Source organism: Methylobacterium sp. CM6247, assembly GCF_054817925.1.
Genome location: NZ_JBTXKX010000003.1, coordinates 3532584 through 3547760 on the forward strand (window position 1 = coordinate 3532584; position 15177 = coordinate 3547760).

14 protein-coding genes are annotated in these 15177 nt (G+C 67.7%); 10 read left to right on the forward strand and 4 right to left on the reverse strand.

From position 1 onward, the window contains the following. Positions 1 to 55 precede the first annotated feature (55 nt). From ACYQOP_RS17550 to ACYQOP_RS17565, 4 genes are all read left to right on the forward strand, one after another. A complete protein-coding gene (locus ACYQOP_RS17550) occupies positions 56 to 499 on the forward strand; it encodes an RT0821/Lpp0805 family surface protein (RefSeq protein WP_207412068.1) in 444 nt (147 codons plus the stop codon). A 182-nt stretch (positions 500 to 681) separates the two neighbouring features. Next, positions 682 to 1623: a DnaJ C-terminal domain-containing protein gene (locus ACYQOP_RS17555; RefSeq protein ID WP_056423910.1), complete on the forward strand. Its 942-nt coding sequence runs from the start codon at positions 682 to 684 to the stop codon at positions 1621 to 1623. Positions 1624 to 1737: 114 nt separating this feature from the next. Beyond that, the gene (gene fabI / locus ACYQOP_RS17560; protein WP_018043432.1) at positions 1738 to 2583 is read left to right on the forward strand and encodes an enoyl-ACP reductase FabI; all 846 of its coding nucleotides are present in this window, start codon (positions 1738 to 1740) and stop codon (positions 2581 to 2583) included. Positions 2584 to 2677: 94 nt separating this feature from the next. After that, positions 2678 to 3718, forward strand: a complete 1041-nt coding sequence (locus tag ACYQOP_RS17565; protein ID WP_461223280.1) for a hypothetical protein — start codon at positions 2678 to 2680, stop codon at positions 3716 to 3718. A 23-nt stretch (positions 3719 to 3741) separates the two neighbouring features. Here the strand turns inward: ACYQOP_RS17565 and ACYQOP_RS17570 are convergent, their stop codons facing one another. Both ACYQOP_RS17570 and ACYQOP_RS17575 read right to left on the reverse strand, forming a co-directional pair. Continuing rightward, positions 3742 to 4896: an AAA family ATPase gene (locus ACYQOP_RS17570; protein ID WP_461225365.1), complete on the reverse strand. Its 1155-nt coding sequence runs from the start codon at positions 4894 to 4896 to the stop codon at positions 3742 to 3744. A 72-nt stretch (positions 4897 to 4968) separates the two neighbouring features. Next, positions 4969 to 5667 carry an MOSC domain-containing protein gene (locus ACYQOP_RS17575; RefSeq protein ID WP_461223281.1) on the reverse strand — a complete coding sequence of 233 codons (699 nt, stop codon included), beginning with the start codon at positions 5665 to 5667 and terminating at the stop codon, positions 4969 to 4971. 136 nt (positions 5668 to 5803) lie between these two features. Between ACYQOP_RS17575 and ACYQOP_RS17580 the strand changes: the two genes are divergently transcribed. Next, positions 5804 to 6334: a helix-turn-helix domain-containing protein gene (locus ACYQOP_RS17580; protein WP_461223282.1), complete on the forward strand. Its 531-nt coding sequence runs from the start codon at positions 5804 to 5806 to the stop codon at positions 6332 to 6334. Positions 6335 to 6359: 25 nt separating this feature from the next. Here ACYQOP_RS17580 and ACYQOP_RS17585 read toward each other — a convergent pair whose 3' ends face one another. Continuing rightward, positions 6360 to 7349: a polyphosphate kinase 2 family protein gene (locus ACYQOP_RS17585; RefSeq protein WP_461223283.1), complete on the reverse strand. Its 990-nt coding sequence runs from the start codon at positions 7347 to 7349 to the stop codon at positions 6360 to 6362. A gap of 182 nt (positions 7350 to 7531) precedes the next feature. Between ACYQOP_RS17585 and ACYQOP_RS17590 the strand changes: the two genes are divergently transcribed. From ACYQOP_RS17590 to ACYQOP_RS17605, 4 genes are all read left to right on the forward strand, one after another. Continuing rightward, a complete protein-coding gene (locus ACYQOP_RS17590; RefSeq protein WP_207412050.1) occupies positions 7532 to 8116 on the forward strand; it encodes a histidine phosphatase family protein in 585 nt (194 codons plus the stop codon). Between the two features lie 153 nt (positions 8117 to 8269). Then, positions 8270 to 12388: a Pls/PosA family non-ribosomal peptide synthetase gene (locus tag ACYQOP_RS17595; protein ID WP_461223284.1), complete on the forward strand. Its 4119-nt coding sequence runs from the start codon at positions 8270 to 8272 to the stop codon at positions 12386 to 12388. A gap of 54 nt (positions 12389 to 12442) precedes the next feature. Continuing rightward, complete coding sequence (locus ACYQOP_RS17600) at positions 12443 to 12655, forward strand: DUF5397 family protein (RefSeq protein ID WP_056423920.1); 213 nt, start codon at positions 12443 to 12445, stop codon at positions 12653 to 12655. Further along, on the forward strand, positions 12655 to 12933 hold the full coding sequence (locus ACYQOP_RS17605) for a virulence factor (protein ID WP_461223285.1): 279 nt from the start codon (positions 12655 to 12657) through the stop codon (positions 12931 to 12933). The genes ACYQOP_RS17600 and ACYQOP_RS17605 overlap by 1 nt, the downstream gene beginning before the upstream one ends. Positions 12934 to 13067: 134 nt before the next feature. Here ACYQOP_RS17605 and ACYQOP_RS17610 read toward each other — a convergent pair whose 3' ends face one another. After that, positions 13068 to 13724, reverse strand: coding sequence for an alpha/beta hydrolase (locus tag ACYQOP_RS17610; RefSeq protein ID WP_056423924.1), 657 nt, complete (start codon positions 13722 to 13724; stop codon positions 13068 to 13070). A 265-nt stretch (positions 13725 to 13989) separates the two neighbouring features. On the opposite strand from ACYQOP_RS17610, the gene ACYQOP_RS17615 reads away from it, so the two are divergent. Next, positions 13990 to 15150, forward strand: a complete 1161-nt coding sequence (locus ACYQOP_RS17615; RefSeq protein WP_461223286.1) for a cysteine desulfurase family protein — start codon at positions 13990 to 13992, stop codon at positions 15148 to 15150. The last annotated feature ends 27 nt before the right edge of the window (positions 15151 to 15177 follow it).

Genomic DNA, 15177 nt, shown 5'->3' on the forward strand with positions numbered 1-15177 from the left:
CGCCGTCACCCGTGACGGCGCCGCACCCTGCTTCGCCCGCGTCCGATGCACCGCCATGCTGATGTCGGGGAGCGTGGCGGTGGCCTTGTCGCTCGCCGGCTGCGGCATTCCAATCCTCACTTTCCAAAGTGAGAGCAAGGCGGAACCGGAAGTGACTGTCCCGGAGCCCCTGGTCACGGGAAGCATCGACAAGCGCCCGAAGAGCTTCGGCAACGAGATGAGCGACGAGGATTGGCGCCGGGCCCATGCGGCTCTGGCGGTGGCCCTCGATCCACAGGGCAACGGCCGTCCGGTGAAATGGGACAACCCGGATTCGTCCCTGCGTGGATCGATCAGCCCGACGGGACTTCCCTATGTGGCCAACGAGCTGATCTGCCGCGACTTCCTCGCCTCGGTCATCGCCCCTGTCCGCAGCCGCTTCGTTCGCGGCACCGGGTGCAAGCCTTCGGGGGGAGAGTGGGAATTGACCCGCGTCCGCATGGCGAAAGCGAAAGGGTAGGGGCAAGATCGTCCGCCGCCAGGGATCGTCCGGCGGACCCATGGGTTGACGCCTGGATCGAACCGTCGAATCCTGTCGAACGACCGTTGCAAAGAAGCAACAGCCATTCCACATAGCGGAAGATTTCGACAGGGAGCGGGCATGAGCCCGGCCCCGTGCGGCACCGAGACCGATAACAGACGATGCGCAATCCCTACGACGTGCTGGGTGTGGCCAAGGGCGCCAGCGAGGCCGACATCAAGAAGGCCTATCGCAAGCTCGCCAAGGCCTACCACCCCGACACCAACAAGAACGATGCCAAGGCCAAGGACCGTTTCTCGGAGGCTAACAGCGCCTACGAGATCCTCGGCGACGCGACCAAGCGCGCCCAGTTCGATCGTGGCGAGATCGACTCCGACGGCAGGCCTCGTGCGCCATCCGGCTTCGATGGGTTCGGCGGCTTCGGTGGTGGCCCGGGCGGCGCCCGCTCCGCGGGCTTCGACTTCGAGAGCGCCGCGCGCAGCCGGGCCGGTGGCGGCGGGATCGGCGAGGATATCTTCTCGCACCTGTTCGGCGACACGTTCCGGGGCGGTGCCGGTGGCGGTCCGGGCGCGAGGGGACCGATGAAAGGCGAAGATCTCGCCGCCGAACTCTCCGTGACCCTCGAACAGGTGGCGAGCGAGGAGAAGCTGCGGATCTCGCTGGGCTCACGCGACGTGGACGTGGTGATCCCCAAAGGCGTCGTGGACGGGCAGACCATCCGCCTGCGCGGGCTCGGCAACCCGGGCGGCCCACGCTCCTCGCCGGGCGACGCCCTGCTGACCATCCGCATCCTGCCGCATCCGCGCTTCACCGTGGAGGGGGCGGATCTGCGCACCTCCGTCGACCTTGCCCTCGAGGATGCGATCCTCGGCGGCCCGATCCGCGTGCCCACCCTCACCGGCGCGGTCGAGATGCGTGTTCCGGCCATGACGAGTTCGGGCCGGACCTTCCGCCTGAAGGGCAAGGGCCTGCCGAAGAAGGATGGTACCCGCGGCGATCTGTTCGCCACCACAGCGATCTCGCTGCCCGCGAGCGAGGACGAGAACCTCATCGCCTATGCCAATGCGCGTCGAGCGGCCCGCACCGGCACTGGACAGGCGTAGGCCCGGACTTCCGTCACCGGCGCACCTCCGCTAAGGATGCCTCGGCGCGAGCGCTTCCCCCCAGGTCCGGACGGGTCCGCTCCGGCGCGCGACGGCCTCTCGCTCAGGTGACCCATGGCGGATACGAACCCGGTACACGATCACGTCGGCGGCCTGCTCGCCGGGAAATGCGGTCTGGTGCTCGGTGTCGCCAACAACCGGTCCATCGCCTGGGGCATCGCCAAGAGCGCCCATGCGCATGGCGCCAAGCTCGCCTTCAGCTACCAGGGCGATGCGCTGAAGAAGCGGGTCGAGCCGCTGGCGCGCGAGCTCGATGCCCATGTGGTGGGCCATTGCGACGTCACCGACGGCGCTTCCATCGACGCCGTCTTCGCGGAGGCCGGTCGCGTCTTCCCGCAGGGGATCGACTTCGTCGTCCATTGCATCGCTTTCTCCGACAAGGACGAGCTGACCGGCCGCTATGTCGAGACCTCGGAGGCGAACTTCACCAAGTCGCTGATGATCTCCTGCTACTCGTTCACCGCGGTGGCCCAGCGGGCCGAGAAGCTGATGCCCAATGGCGGCTCGCTCCTGACCCTGACCTATTACGGCGCCGAGAAGTGGATGCCGCATTACAACGTCATGGGCGTCGCCAAGGCGGCGCTGGAAGCCTCCGTGCGCTATCTCGCGGCCGATCTCGGCCCCTCGAAGATCCGCGTCAACGCCATTTCGGCGGGGCCGATCAAGACGCTCGCCGCCTCCGGCATCGGCGACTTCCGCTACATCCTCAAGTGGAACGAGTACAATGCGCCCCTGCGGCGCACGGTGACGATCGAGGAGGTCGGCGAGACCGCGTCCTATCTCATCTCCGACATGTCGCGCGGCATGACGGGCGAGATCCTCCATGTGGATGCCGGCTACCACGTGGTCGGCATGAAGAACCCGGACGCCCCGGATCTGAGGCTCGACAGCAAGGAGTGAGGTGGGCCGCGAGCGCTTCGCGCCGTCCGCCCCGGGCGATTAGGGCGGAACACCGACCCGTTCCGGGGCCGCTTTCCGCCGAGGCCCCGTCATCGTGAAGACTAGCCCTGACTTCGATGACGCGGCCTCCGCCGGGATCATCACCGCCCAACAGGCACGCGCGCTCGCCGCCTTCTACGCCGCGCAGCCGGGCCGCGGCGCGGCCTTCGATCTCACCCATGTGCTCTGGTATGCCGGCGCCCTGGTGGTCATCGGGGCGATGGGCCTGTTCTCGACCCTAGCCTTCGGGCTGATGGGCGGACCGGCCCTCACCGCCACCGCCCTGATCTACGCCGCCGCCTTCGTCGCCGCCGGGCGGCACCTTCGCATCGCGCACGATCTGCCGGTCCCCGGCGGCCTCCTCATCGCCTGCGCCGTCGCCATGACGCCGCTCGCCGTCTACGGCCTGCAGGAGAGCTGGGGTTGGGGCGAGCAGGGCCGGCCGGGCGCCTATCGCGACGTCTTCGCCTGGATCAAGGGCGGCTGGGTGCCCATGGAAGCGGCGACGCTCCTGACCTCGGCCATCGCCCTGCGTGCTACGCGCTTCGGTTTCATCACGGTGATCGCGGCGGTATCCCTATGGTTCCTGTCGATGGATATCGGCCTCTGGGCCACGGGGCCGGATCTCGACTGGGAAACCCGCCGGACGATCTCGCTCTGGTTCGGACTCGGCCTCATCGCCTTCGCCGGGGCCGTGGACCTGCGCCAGAAGCGGGCAGATTACGCGTTCTGGCTCCATGTTGCAGGCATCCTCACCTTTTGGGGCGCGGTGACGTGGCAATTCTCCGACAGCGAGGTGGCGAAGGCGCTCTACGCCCTGTTGAACGTCGCGCTCATCGGTCTCGCCATCTTCCTGTCTCGGCGGATCTACGCGGTGTTCGGCGCCATCGGCGTGGCGCTCTATCTCGGCGATCTGGCGAGCCGGGTCTTCAGCGACTCCCTGCTCTTCCCCTTCGCGCTGTCGCTCATCGGTCTCGGCCTGATCGGCCTCGGTATCCTCTACCAGCGCCATGCCGATAGGATCGGCGGGGCGATGATGCGGTCGCTGCCGGGATCTCTCCGGCGCTGGCGGCCCGACCACGGCGACAGGGCATGACCAGCTGCGCTTGAGAGCCCCCGTCAAGCGTCGTCGGCTTCCGCGAACTCTCCCGACAGCTTGAGCCCTTCGATCCAGGTCGCCCCCTCCCGCTTGACCACCCGGCGGGGCGACACGCTGCTCTGCTCCCTGAGAGCGTCGGCCAGCCGCTCCGAATGGGTCACCAGCCAGACCTGTGTGCGACGCGACGCGGTCACGATCATCCGTGCCAGGGGCTCGAGCAGGTCCGGGTGGAGGCTCGTCTCCGGCTCGTTGAGGGCGATGAAGGGCGGGAGCCGGTAGGCGAGGAGGGCCCCGGCGAGGGCGAGGTAGCGAAGCGTCCCGTCCGACAGTTCGGCGGCCTCGAACACGCGCTTGGGGTAATCGGGAAAGACCATCCCGAAGCTCGCCTCGCGGCCGGGCGACGGGATGACGAGGCGCGCGCCGGGGAAGGCATCGGCCACCGCCCCGTCGAGATCGACACTGTCCTCGCGGATGTGCCGGAGGGTAGCGAAGACGGCAGCGAGGTCGGATCCGTCCGACGACAGGGTCGGCGTGGTGACGGCGAGGCAGGGTCGGCGCAGGGCCGAGGCCGCGTCGGTGCGGAAATCGTGGTGGAAGCGCCAATCCAGTAGCGCATGCCGAACGAGATGCAGTTCGGGAAACGCCACCGCGTCCTGAAGTGCCGCGAGCGCGGTTTCGGTGGCGAGGAGACTCGAGCCGAGCGAGCGCTTGCGGCCGTCATCGCCGCGCACGAAGCCGGAAGGCCCGTCACGCTCGAGCATGACCGCCGGCCGCCGGCCCGACAGGACGGTGAGCCGCTCCCGCTTGATCTGCGGTTCGAGCCGGAAGGCCGCTCCCCTGGGGCCGTCCTCCGACTGGGGCACCAGACCGACCTCGATCTCGTATCCGTAGGCGACGGACGCAGCCTCGTCGCCGAGCTCGACGGACCATCCCACCCGCACCGGCCCCTTGCCGCTGCGTGGTCCGGCCCAGACGACCGAGTCCATCCCGCCTTCCGCCGCGAGATCACGCACCAGCGTGCCGGCGGCGGCGGCCTGCAGGCGTTCGAGCGCCCGGTAGAGGTTGGTCTTGCCGACACCGTTGCCACCGATGAACACGGAGAGAGCATCCACCGGGAAGCCGATACGCCTGAGGGACCGATACCCGGTGGAGGAGATGTTACGGACGGTGAGCATGGGGCCGCCTTCGCCGAAGATGCGGGGCCAGTCGAAGCGCATGCGGCCATCGCGGGCAAGCGCTCGAGAGGGTCAGGCGGTGCTTGCGTCTCCCTGCAGCCGGGGTTTCCAATCTTCCACCTGCCCCTTGTCGAGGCGTCGTGCGGCAAGGGTTCGCCAGGACGTCGACAGGGACGGCAGGGCGGCGATCTCAGCCAGCGCCGCCCGATCGAGCCGGTCGACATAGAAGACCCGCAGCAGCCGCGACAGCGGCCAGTCCGGGTGCGCCCGTTCCACCAGCGCGAGATCGTCTCCCGCCCTGACCGTGCCAGTCTCGATGATGCGGTAATACCAGCCGGTCCGCCCGGTCTTCTGCACGCGCACGGCCATGTCGGTCACGCCAAACCGGGCGTTCAGCTTCCAGCACGGCTGACGGGCCTGGCTCACCTGGAGCAGGGCGGTACCGGCGCGCCAAAGGTCACCGATGCAGATGTCGGCCTCGGTGAGCCCGTGGGTCGAGAGATTTTCGCCGAAAGCACCCGGCCGCTCGAGCAGGGCTGGCGCTCCGGGAAGGTCGGCTCGCCAGGCCGGAGCATGATCGAGGGGATAGTGATGGACGGCCTTCTCCGGCCCGCCATGGTTACGACGATCCGCATGCTCGTCGCCGTCCAGCCCCTCGGACCCGATCCGCACAGGGCCGGCCGAGGCCGACTTATCGATGCCACTGGGCTTCCCGGTCGAAGCCAGAGGCGCGACCCGCCCCACCAGCACGGCCTCGATCGTCACACGCATGGTCACCCCACCGAAATCACCTACGACAAACCATGAGACAACTTGTTGTCTCATGAATCCTTCGTTGTCCCTCGGCCTTCGATTTGTCAACGGCACATCGCGTTGCCGACCCGGTGAAAGCCGGTCATGTGGGGGCATGTCGGTCGCACAACGCATCCGGGCGCTTCGACGCCGCAGCCATCTCACCCTCGATGCCCTTGCCGCCCGCGTCGGGGTCCACAAGGGCCACCTGTCGCGCATCGAGCGCGGCCAGAAGGCTCCATCCCTGGCCACGTTGGAGGCCATCGCGATGGGGCTCGGGGCGAGCATGTCCGAACTGTTCGGGGAGAAGGCCGCCGCAGACGACGTGATCGTCGCGCGCGCCGGGGCCAGGATCACGACCCGTGACGCCGGTTATGCGGTTCACGCTCTGCTGCCGGCCGAGGCGGGACGGGCCGCCGCCCTGTACATGGTCGAACCGGGCGAGACGTTCCTCACCGAGGATCGTCCTACCCATGGCGGCCAGGAGATCGCTTATGTCCTGGCAGGGGAGGTTGAACTTGTCGTGGCGGACCGCAGCGTCATCCTCGGTATCGGCGACTGCGCCACCTACGATGGCGGCCTGCCGCACCGTCTCCGCCGCCTCGGCAGCGCACCGGCATCGGTGCTGGTGATCATTACCGGATGAGGCCACGCAGCAGCATCGTCCCCCCTCAATCCGGCACAGTCAGCTCGGCGATGCCCGGCTGAGCGTCCGGATAGCGCGGGTCCATCGCCTCCAGGGTGTTGGCGATGGTGCGGGCGACGAGGAGGTTGCGGTACCATTTGCGGTTGGCCGGCACCACGTGCCAGGGCGCGTGCGGGGTGGAGCACCGGCTCAAGGCATCCGTGAAGGCGCTCTGATAGGCGTCCCAGGATTGGCGCTCGACGAGGTCGGCCGCATCGAATTTCCAATGCTTCTCGGGGTCGGCGATCCGTGCCTCCAGGCGCTCCTTCTGCTCGTCCTTCGAAATATGCAGGAAGAACTTCAGCACGGTGACGCCCGACAGGGTCAGCATCCGCTCGAAATCGTTGATGAGGTCGTAGCGCGGCCGCCATACGTCCTCCGGCTCCAGGGATTTCACCCGCACCACGAGCACGTCTTCGTAATGGCTGCGGTTGAACACGCCGATCATGCCGCGCCCCGGCACCTTGGCGTGGTAGCGCCAGAGAAAGTCGTGGTCGCGCTCCTCTGCGCTCGGGACCTTGAACGACCACACCCGGCACCCTTGCGGGTTCACCCCCTCGAAGACCGAGCGGATGGTGCCGTCCTTGCCACCGGTATCGATAGCTTGAAGCACCACGAGGAGGCTGCGCCGATGTTCGGCATAGAGCCGCTCCTGCAGTGCCTGGATGCGGCCATGCTCGACGAGGAGCGCCTGTTTGGACGCCTCCTTGTCGAGCCCGCCATCGGCATCGGCGTCGATCGCGGCCAGATCCAATGGCTCGCCCGGCTGAACCGTGACGATGCCCGCCGCGGCGCAGGAGGCGATGGAGGCCGTGTCGATCGGGCTCGCGCGGTCGGGATACCGCATCGCCGAACGAGCCCAGGCGGCGGAGGAGGGCGGCTTGTCCGATTCGGGCCGGCGGGCCGGCGGCTTGGGTTTATGTCGACCCATGTCGTCCGATTGGCCCGAATGCCGCTTGCCGCGCTTCTTCGACATGATCACAACTCACCTTATACGATATTCAATCGATGCAGCGGGCACCGCATGGGCGAGCCGCCTCTCCGGGAAGGCGACCCGCCGATGCCCGTAACGCGTGGAGCAACCTTGAGCGCGACAACGATCCGCGGCCTTGGCCGTTCCGGGGCAGCGCGGCACGCCGCCATGGCCGGCCGGCGCGCATGACGGTGTATTTCATCCGGCACGGCCAGACCGACTGGAACGCGGCCGGCCGACTCCAGGGCCAGCGCGACGTGCCCCTCAATGCCACCGGCCTGGGCCAGGCGGAAAGCGTGGCCGAGCGCCTGAAAGCCGTAGCGGGCGACAGCCTCAGCGAGGCCCGGTTCGTCGCGAGCCCGCTCCAGCGCACACGGCAGACGATGGAAGTCCTCCGGGCCCGCCTCGACCTCGCACCGCAGGACTACGCCGTCGATGCTCGGCTGAAGGAAATCAACTTCGGCACCTGGGAAGGCTCGACCTGGGCCGAGATCCGTCGGCGTGACAGCGGCAGCGCCCTGGCGCGGGACCGCGACCGTTGGGGCTACCGCCCGCCCGGCGAGCATGGCGAAAGCTACGCCATGCTGGTGGAGCGGGTGAGACCGGCGATCGCCGAGTTGCAGCGGCCGGCGGTCATCGTCGCTCATGGCGGCGTCGCCCGCGCGATCCTGGTGATCCTAGGCTATGCCAGCATCCGCGAAGCACCCCGGATGGCGATCCGCCAGGGCAGCGTCCTCGTCCTGGACCGGGCCCGCTGGCACTGGGCCTGACGTGCTTTCTCCGTGAAGACCAGTTCTAGGCGGCTCGGCAAACGTGCTAGAGGGCGCGACCACATCGGGGCGCCGCGTTTTCGGCACGATCCGGGCGCCTAACCCGGTCAAAAGGACGGCCTCGCAGCGGCGGGGCCGGCAGCGGAGCATCGGATGAGCAGTCTCGCCGAGACGACCCGGCCTCGGGCGGAGTCGTTTGTGGACAAGGCCGAATGGGGCGAGACCGGGTCGCATAGCGGCGGCGGAGCGCCGGAGCGTAAGGCCGTACTACGCGGGGAGAGCCGCCCGGACCTCATCCGGGACGAGGTTCTGGGAGAAGTCTTTTCCGACAGCGCCCGCCTGCGCCCGGACCATCCCGCCATCATCGACGGCGCGAGCCGGGACGCGGCCGGCCGTCATCCCGCCTTCTCCTATGCCGAGGTCGAGACTCGCGCGGGCGCCATCGCCCGCGGCCTCGCGCATCGCGGAATCGGCCCCGGCGACGTCGTCGGACTCTGGATGGCGCGGGGACCCGACCTGCTGATCAGCCAGATCGGGATCACGATGTCGGGAGCGGCCTGGCTGCCCTTCGACGCCGAGGCACCGGCCGATCGCGTCGCCGTCTGCCTAGACGATGCGGAGGCGAAGCTGCTCCTGGTCTCGCCCGCCCTCGCGCCCCAGGCGCCGGCGGCCAAGCCGGCCCTGACCCCGGAGGCGCTTCTCGCCGAAGTGCCGTCGGATGCGCCCCGTCCCGACCCGCGCGGTGCCGGCCTGACCCCCGCGCATCCCGCCTACCTGATCTACACGTCCGGCTCGACCGGGGTGCCGAAAGGCATCGTCATCAGCCACGCCAACATCTGCCACTTCCTGCGCTCGGGGAACGCGCTCTACGGGATGCGGCCCGACGATGTGGTGTTCCAGGGCGCCTCGGTGGCGTTCGATCTCTCCATGGAGGAGATCTGGGTTCCCTATCTGGTCGGCGCGACGCTGTTCGTCGCCAGCCCGGCCATGATGGGCGATGTCGAGGCGCTGCCCGACATCCTGACACGGAACCGCGTCACCGTGCTCGACACGGTGCCGACGCTGCTCGCCATGCTGTCACAGACGCTGCCGAGCGTCCGCCTCGTGCTGCTGGGCGGCGAGGCCTTGCCGGAGCCCCTGGTCGCCCGCTGGGCCACGGGATCGCGGAAGCTGTTCAACACCTACGGTCCGACCGAGGCCACTGTGGTCGCCACCGCGGCCGAGATGCGGCCGGGCGAACCCGTCACGATCGGCGGCCCGATCCCGAACTATTCCGTCTACGTCGCAAGCGAGAGCCTGGACCTGCTCGGCCCCGGCCAGCAGGGCGAACTCCTCATCGGCGGCCCCGGCGTGGCGGCCGGCTATCTCCAGCGGCCCGAGCTGACGGCGGAGAAATTCGTCGCGAACCCGTTCCCCTCCGACGGGACCGACCCGGTACTCTACCGGTCGGGCGATGCGGTCTCCCTCAATGCGCAGGGGCGGATCGTCTTCCACGGTCGCATCGACGACCAGGTCAAGATCCGCGGATTCCGGGTGGAGCTCGGCGAGATCGAATCCCGCATCCAGGCACAGGCCGGTATCAATCAGGCGGCGGTGGTCCTGCGCCAGGACGATGGCGTCGACCGCCTCGTCGCCTTCTTGATCCCCGAGCGGGGAACGGAATTCGACAAGGCCGCCCTGCGCCACACCCTCGCCGAACAAATGCCGCCCTACATGGTGCCGGGGCATTTCGAGGTGGTGGAGGTGCTGCCGCGCCTGACCTCGGGCAAGGTCGATCGCAAGGCTTTGCGCATCGCGACCCTCACCGTCGCCGACCTGTCGGGCGAGCAGGAGCTGCCCAACAACGAGACCGAAGCGGCGATGCTGGCCGCCGCCAAGCAGGTTTTCGGCAACCAGCCGATCCCGTTCGAGGCCGATTTCTTCGCCGATCTCGGCGGCCACTCGCTGCTCGCGGCCCGGTTCGTCGGCGCCGTGCGCGAGGCACCCGCCCTCGCGGCCATCACCCTGCAGGACGTCTATACCCGGCGCACCCTCCGGGCCATGTCGGAAGCGCTGATCGAGCGCACCGGCGGCGTCGGCACCCAGATGGCGGTGCGCGACCTCGGATTCGTGGCGCCGCCGCTCCTGCGCCGCATCCTCTGCGGGACCGCGCAGGCCATCGCCCTGCCATTCGTCATTGCGCTCGCCACCTCGCAATGGCTCGGCATCTTCGTCACCTACCTGCTGCTCACAGGCGGTTCGCTCGGCTTCTTCGGCGAGATCGCTGTGCTGCTGCTGGTTTATATCGGCATCAACGCCGTCACCGCCTGCATCGCGATCAGCGCCAAATGGCTGATCCTCGGGCGGACCAAGCCCGGCCGCTACCCCCTCTGGGGCGTCTATTATTACCGCTGGTGGCTGACGCAGCGGCTGACCCCGCTCGTCCACGTGAAATGGCTCCAGGGTTCGCCCGCCATCGCCATCTACCTGCGACTCCTCGGCGCGAAGATCGGTGCCGATGCCCTCATCTCCGATATCGAGGTCGGCGCGCCCGACCTGCTCAGCGTCGGAGAAGGGGCCTCCCTCGGCGGCCGCCTCGTCATCGCCAATGCCGAAGTGGTGGGCGACGAACTCATCATCGGCACCGTCAGCATCGGCGCCGATGTGGCCATCGGCACGTCCTGCGTCATCGGCCCGGACACGACGATCGGCGATTTTGCCGAGATCGCCGATCTCACCACGATCCCCACCGGCACGGTGGTGGAACGCGCCGAGCAATGGGACGGCTCACCCGGGCGCAAGGTCGGCATGGCCGACCCCTCCGTGCTGCCCGAGGCCGCCCGGGCCTCGCCCCGCCGGCGCGCCGGCTTCCTCGCCGTCTACGCCTTCCTGCTCGCCGCTATCCCGGCCGTGGGGCTGCTGCCGATCTTCCCGGCCTTCTACATCTTCGACCAGCTCAGCGATTCGCTCAGCGACATCACCGATATCGACTACCACTGGTATCTGCCGCTGCTGACCTGGCCCACCGCCATGCTGATGACGGCGGGCACGGTGCTCCTCATCGCCGGCATCCGCTGGCTGGTGCTGCCGCGGGTCTCGTCCGGCACCTACTCGGTGCATAGCGGATTCTACCTGCGCAAATGGGCCGTGGCGCTCGCCGCCGAGGTGACGCTGGAGACACTCTCCTCTCTCTTCGCCACCGTCTACATGCGGGCCTGGTACCGGCTGATGGGCGCGCGGATGGGGCAGGGGGCGGAGATCTCCACCAACCTCGCCGGACGCTACGATCTGGCGGATGTCGGCGCGCGCAACTTCATCGCCGACGAGGTCGTGTTCGGTGAGGAGGAAATCCGCCGGGGCTGGATGCACATGCATCCCGTGAGCACCGGGGCCCGCGTCTTCGTCGGCAACGACGCGGTGGTGCCACCGGGCGCCGTGATCCCCGACGACATGCTGGTGGGCATCAAGTCGAAGCCGCCCGCCAACGACCTGATGGCGCCGGGGGATACCTGGTTCGGCTCGCCGCCCATCAAACTCCCCTCGCGCCAGAAGGTCGATCTCGGCTCCAACGCGCAGACCTACGAGCCCGGCATCGGGCCGAAGCTCCGGCGTGGCATCTTCGAGGCCTTCTCCACCTCGTTCTCGCCGATGCTGTTCATCACCCTCGCGATCTCGGCTATCGACTTCTACTTCTACCCCGCCATCCTGGCCCAGGACTGGACCGGCCTCGCCGTCAGCTTCGTCGTCGTCAGCGTCGCCATCGCCTTCATCCAGTCCTTCACGGTGATCGGGGTGAAATGGCTGCTCATGGGGGCCTACCAGCCCGGCATGCAGCCGATGTGGTCATGGTGGGCCATGCGCACCGAGGCGGTGGCCGTGCTGTACTGGGGCTTGGCCGGCAAGGTTCTGCTGGAGCACCTGGTCGGCACGCCGTTCCTGCCCTGGATGCTGCGCCTGTTCGGCGCGAAGATCGGCTCTGGCGTCTGCATGCTCACCACCGACATCACCGAGTTCGACTGCGTCACCATCGGCGACTATTCGGTGATCAACCGGACCTCGGCCCTGCAGACGCATCTCTACGAGGACCGGATCATGAAGGTCGGCCGCGTGGTGGTGGGCAAGGGCGTTTCGGTAGGGGCCTTCTCGACGGTCCTCTACGACACCAAGGTCGGCGATTACGCCCGCCTGCGCCCGCTCACCATCGTGATGAAGGGCGAATCGATCCCGGGCCATTCGGAATGGGAAGGCGCGCCGGCAGTGCCGGTGATTCACGCAAAGACGGCGGGGGCCTGACTCGGGGCCTGCTCTTCCCGTTGGACGGTCCGCAAAAAGCTGTAGGATGACGCCATGAACAATATGGCACCTGTTTCACTTCCAAACCTGCAGGGCCTCGTCGGGACGTGGCGGCGGTTCGGCCAGGTCGGTCCCGTCTACGAGATCGTCAGTGTGGGCGATACGCCTGCGGATGGCGATCGGATCGTGCGCGTTCGCGTGCTGGAGACCAGCGAGGAGATCAATTATCGACTCGCTGACGTCTTGGACGATCCCAGAGAGCGCTGATGTTCGCCATTGCGTTCGATCTCGTGGTCGCAGAGGCTCAGATCCATCATCCCAAAGGCGTGTCGCAAGCCTATACTGACATCCGCACCACGCTTTCCGGGCATGGTTTCGACTGGGTGCAAGGAAGTCTCTACACCAGCAAGGACGAGGATCTGGCTAAGCTGTTCTCGGCCATCACGGCCCTGAAGGGGCTGAGCTGGTTTCCCCGATCCGTGCGCGACATCAGGGCCTTCCGTGTCGAGCAATGGTCGGATTTCACCGCCTTGATCAAGGGTTAGGCGAAGCCCGGCATGTCTCGGCCGATTGCCGGGCATGACGTTCCTCCGATCGAAAAAAGCCGGCGGAGCTTGGCGCCACGCCGGCTTTTTTTAAAGAAGAATCGCTGGCGACGGATCGATCCCGTCCGTTTGTCTCACCCTACCTGCTCTTTCGGGCCGAGCCTCTTGTCGAGATAGGTGTCGACCGTCTGGGTCAGCTCGTCGACCTTGCCGTCGAAGAAGTGGTTGGCGCCCTCGACCACCTGATGCTCGATGATGACGCCCTTCTGCACCTTCACCTTCTCGATGACCGGCATCACCTCGCGGGCCGGAGCCACGCGGTCCTCGGAGCCGTGCACGAACAGGCCGGAGGACGGGCAGGGGGCCAGGAAGGTGAAGTCGTAGCGGTTGGCCATGGCCGCGATCGAGATGAAGCCCTCGATTTCGGGGCGGCGCATGAGAAGCTGCATGCCGATCCACGAGCCGAACGAGACGCCGGCGATCCAGCAGGCCCGCGCCTCGGGATTGACCGACTGCACCCAGTCGAGCGCCGAGGCCGCATCGGACAATTCACCCGTGCCATGGTCGAAGTTGCCCTGGCTGCGGCCGACGCCGCGGAAATTGAAGCGGAGCGCCGCGAAGCCGCGATTGGCGAAGGTATAGAAAAGATTGTACACGATCTGATTGTTCATCGTCCCCCCAAACTGGGGATGCGGATGCAGCACGATCGCGATCGGCGCGCCCTTCTTCTTGGGTGCCTGGTAGCGCCCCTCGAGACGGCCGGCGGGTCCGGTGAAGATGACTTCGGGCATGGTCTTTCCAAAACTCCTGGCGCCGCTCGCTGAAAGCAACCCATCCTGTCGGCCAACGCGCCTTGACTCGGAGCGCCGCACTCTTAAAAACGCTCTTAGAATAATTCTAGGTGATTAGAATAATTCTAAACTGACTCGTTTCCAGAGACTTGGGATCGGTCGCCCCTCGAGGCTCGGCGCTTGGCGAAGACGTGTGGTGCCGGGGCCTTAGCATGATGACGGGGGGCAAAAGCAAGGAAATGTGGGTTCGGGCCTTGACCAACGCATGACTATTTCGCGAGCCTATCTCGACCACAACGCGACATCTCCGGTTCGTCCGGAGGTGGCGGTAGCGGTCGCGCGCGCGCTGGAACTGCCCGGCAACCCCTCGTCGATCCATCACGAGGGCCGTGCCGCCAAGGCTGCGTTGGAGGCCGCGCGCGACCAGGTCGCCGCCCTGATCGGCGCTGGCCAGGGCCGCGTCATCTTCACCAGCGGCGGCACCGAGGCGGCGAATGCAGTCCTGTCGGGCGCTCTGATCAGGACCGGAGCCGCGGCGCCGACACGTCTCCTGATGAGCGCCACCGAGCATGCCTGCGTCGGGGCGGGACACCGCTTCGCGCCCGGATCGGTGGAGATCGTACCGGTTCACCCCTCCGGCCTGATCGACTTGGCCGCACTGAAGCAGGCCCTGGAGCGAGCACGCGACGAATCGGTGCTGGTCTCCGTCCATGCGGCCAACAACGAGACCGGCGTGGTCCAGCCCCTCGCCGAGATCGTCGCCCTGGCCAAAGCGCATGGCCGTGCCCTCGTCCATAGCGACGCCGTGCAGACGGTGGGGAAGATCCCTCTCGATTTTGCGGGGCTCGGCCTCGATGCCCTCACCCTGTCCGGGCACAAATTCGCCGCGCCGAAGGGCACCGGCGCGATCGTGCTCGCCGAAGGCGTCGCGCTGGATCGGGCTTTCATCCGGGGCGGCGGCCAGGAATCGCGGCAGCGCTGCGGAACCGAGAACCTGCCGGGTCTCGTCGGCCTCGGCGAAGCGGCGCGAATCGCTCGTGTGCATCTGGCCGGCATCAATGCCGGCCTCCGGGACGGGACGGAAGCCGCCCTTCGTCGCATCGCCCCGGATGCCGTCGTCTTCGGGAGCGGTGCGCCAAGGCTCCCCAATACCCTGTGCTTCGCCGTGCCGGGACTCGATGCGGCAACGGCGCTGATGGCGCTGGATCTCGCCGGAATCGCCCTCTCGTCCGGGTCGGCTTGCTCGTCGGGCAAGGTCGCCCGCTCGACGGTCCTGGCCGCCATGGGCGTGAGCCCCGCGCTGGCTGCGGGGGCGCTCCGCGTCAGTTTCGGCTGGAACAGCGCGGAAAGCGACCGCTCACGCTTCCTCACGGCCTTCGAACGGCTGGTGGGGACCCTATATCAACGGCGAGGGCAGGCGGCCTGAAGCGCCGCCCATCCCAAGCCATCCTCT

Coding starts and splice junctions, on each gene's coding strand:
- ACYQOP_RS17550 (WP_207412068.1), top strand. CDS start 56: ATGCTGATGTCGGGGAGCGTGGCGGTGGCCTTGTCGCTCGCCGGCTGC.
- ACYQOP_RS17555 (WP_056423910.1), top strand. CDS start 682: ATGCGCAATCCCTACGACGTGCTGGGTGTGGCCAAGGGCGCCAGCGAG.
- fabI (WP_018043432.1), top strand. CDS start 1,738: ATGGCGGATACGAACCCGGTACACGATCACGTCGGCGGCCTGCTCGCC.
- ACYQOP_RS17570 (WP_461225365.1), bottom strand. CDS start 4,896: ATGCTCACCGTCCGTAACATCTCCTCCACCGGGTATCGGTCCCTCAGG.
- ACYQOP_RS17575 (WP_461223281.1), bottom strand. CDS start 5,667: ATGCGTGTGACGATCGAGGCCGTGCTGGTGGGGCGGGTCGCGCCTCTG.
- ACYQOP_RS17580 (WP_461223282.1), top strand. CDS start 5,804: ATGTCGGTCGCACAACGCATCCGGGCGCTTCGACGCCGCAGCCATCTC.
- ACYQOP_RS17585 (WP_461223283.1), bottom strand. CDS start 7,349: ATGTCGAAGAAGCGCGGCAAGCGGCATTCGGGCCAATCGGACGACATG.
- ACYQOP_RS17590 (WP_207412050.1), top strand. CDS start 7,532: ATGACGGTGTATTTCATCCGGCACGGCCAGACCGACTGGAACGCGGCC.
- ACYQOP_RS17595 (WP_461223284.1), top strand. CDS start 8,270: ATGAGCAGTCTCGCCGAGACGACCCGGCCTCGGGCGGAGTCGTTTGTG.
- ACYQOP_RS17600 (WP_056423920.1), top strand. CDS start 12,443: ATGAACAATATGGCACCTGTTTCACTTCCAAACCTGCAGGGCCTCGTC.
- ACYQOP_RS17605 (WP_461223285.1), top strand. CDS start 12,655: ATGTTCGCCATTGCGTTCGATCTCGTGGTCGCAGAGGCTCAGATCCAT.
- ACYQOP_RS17610 (WP_056423924.1), bottom strand. CDS start 13,724: ATGCCCGAAGTCATCTTCACCGGACCCGCCGGCCGTCTCGAGGGGCGC.
- ACYQOP_RS17615 (WP_461223286.1), top strand. CDS start 13,990: ATGACTATTTCGCGAGCCTATCTCGACCACAACGCGACATCTCCGGTT.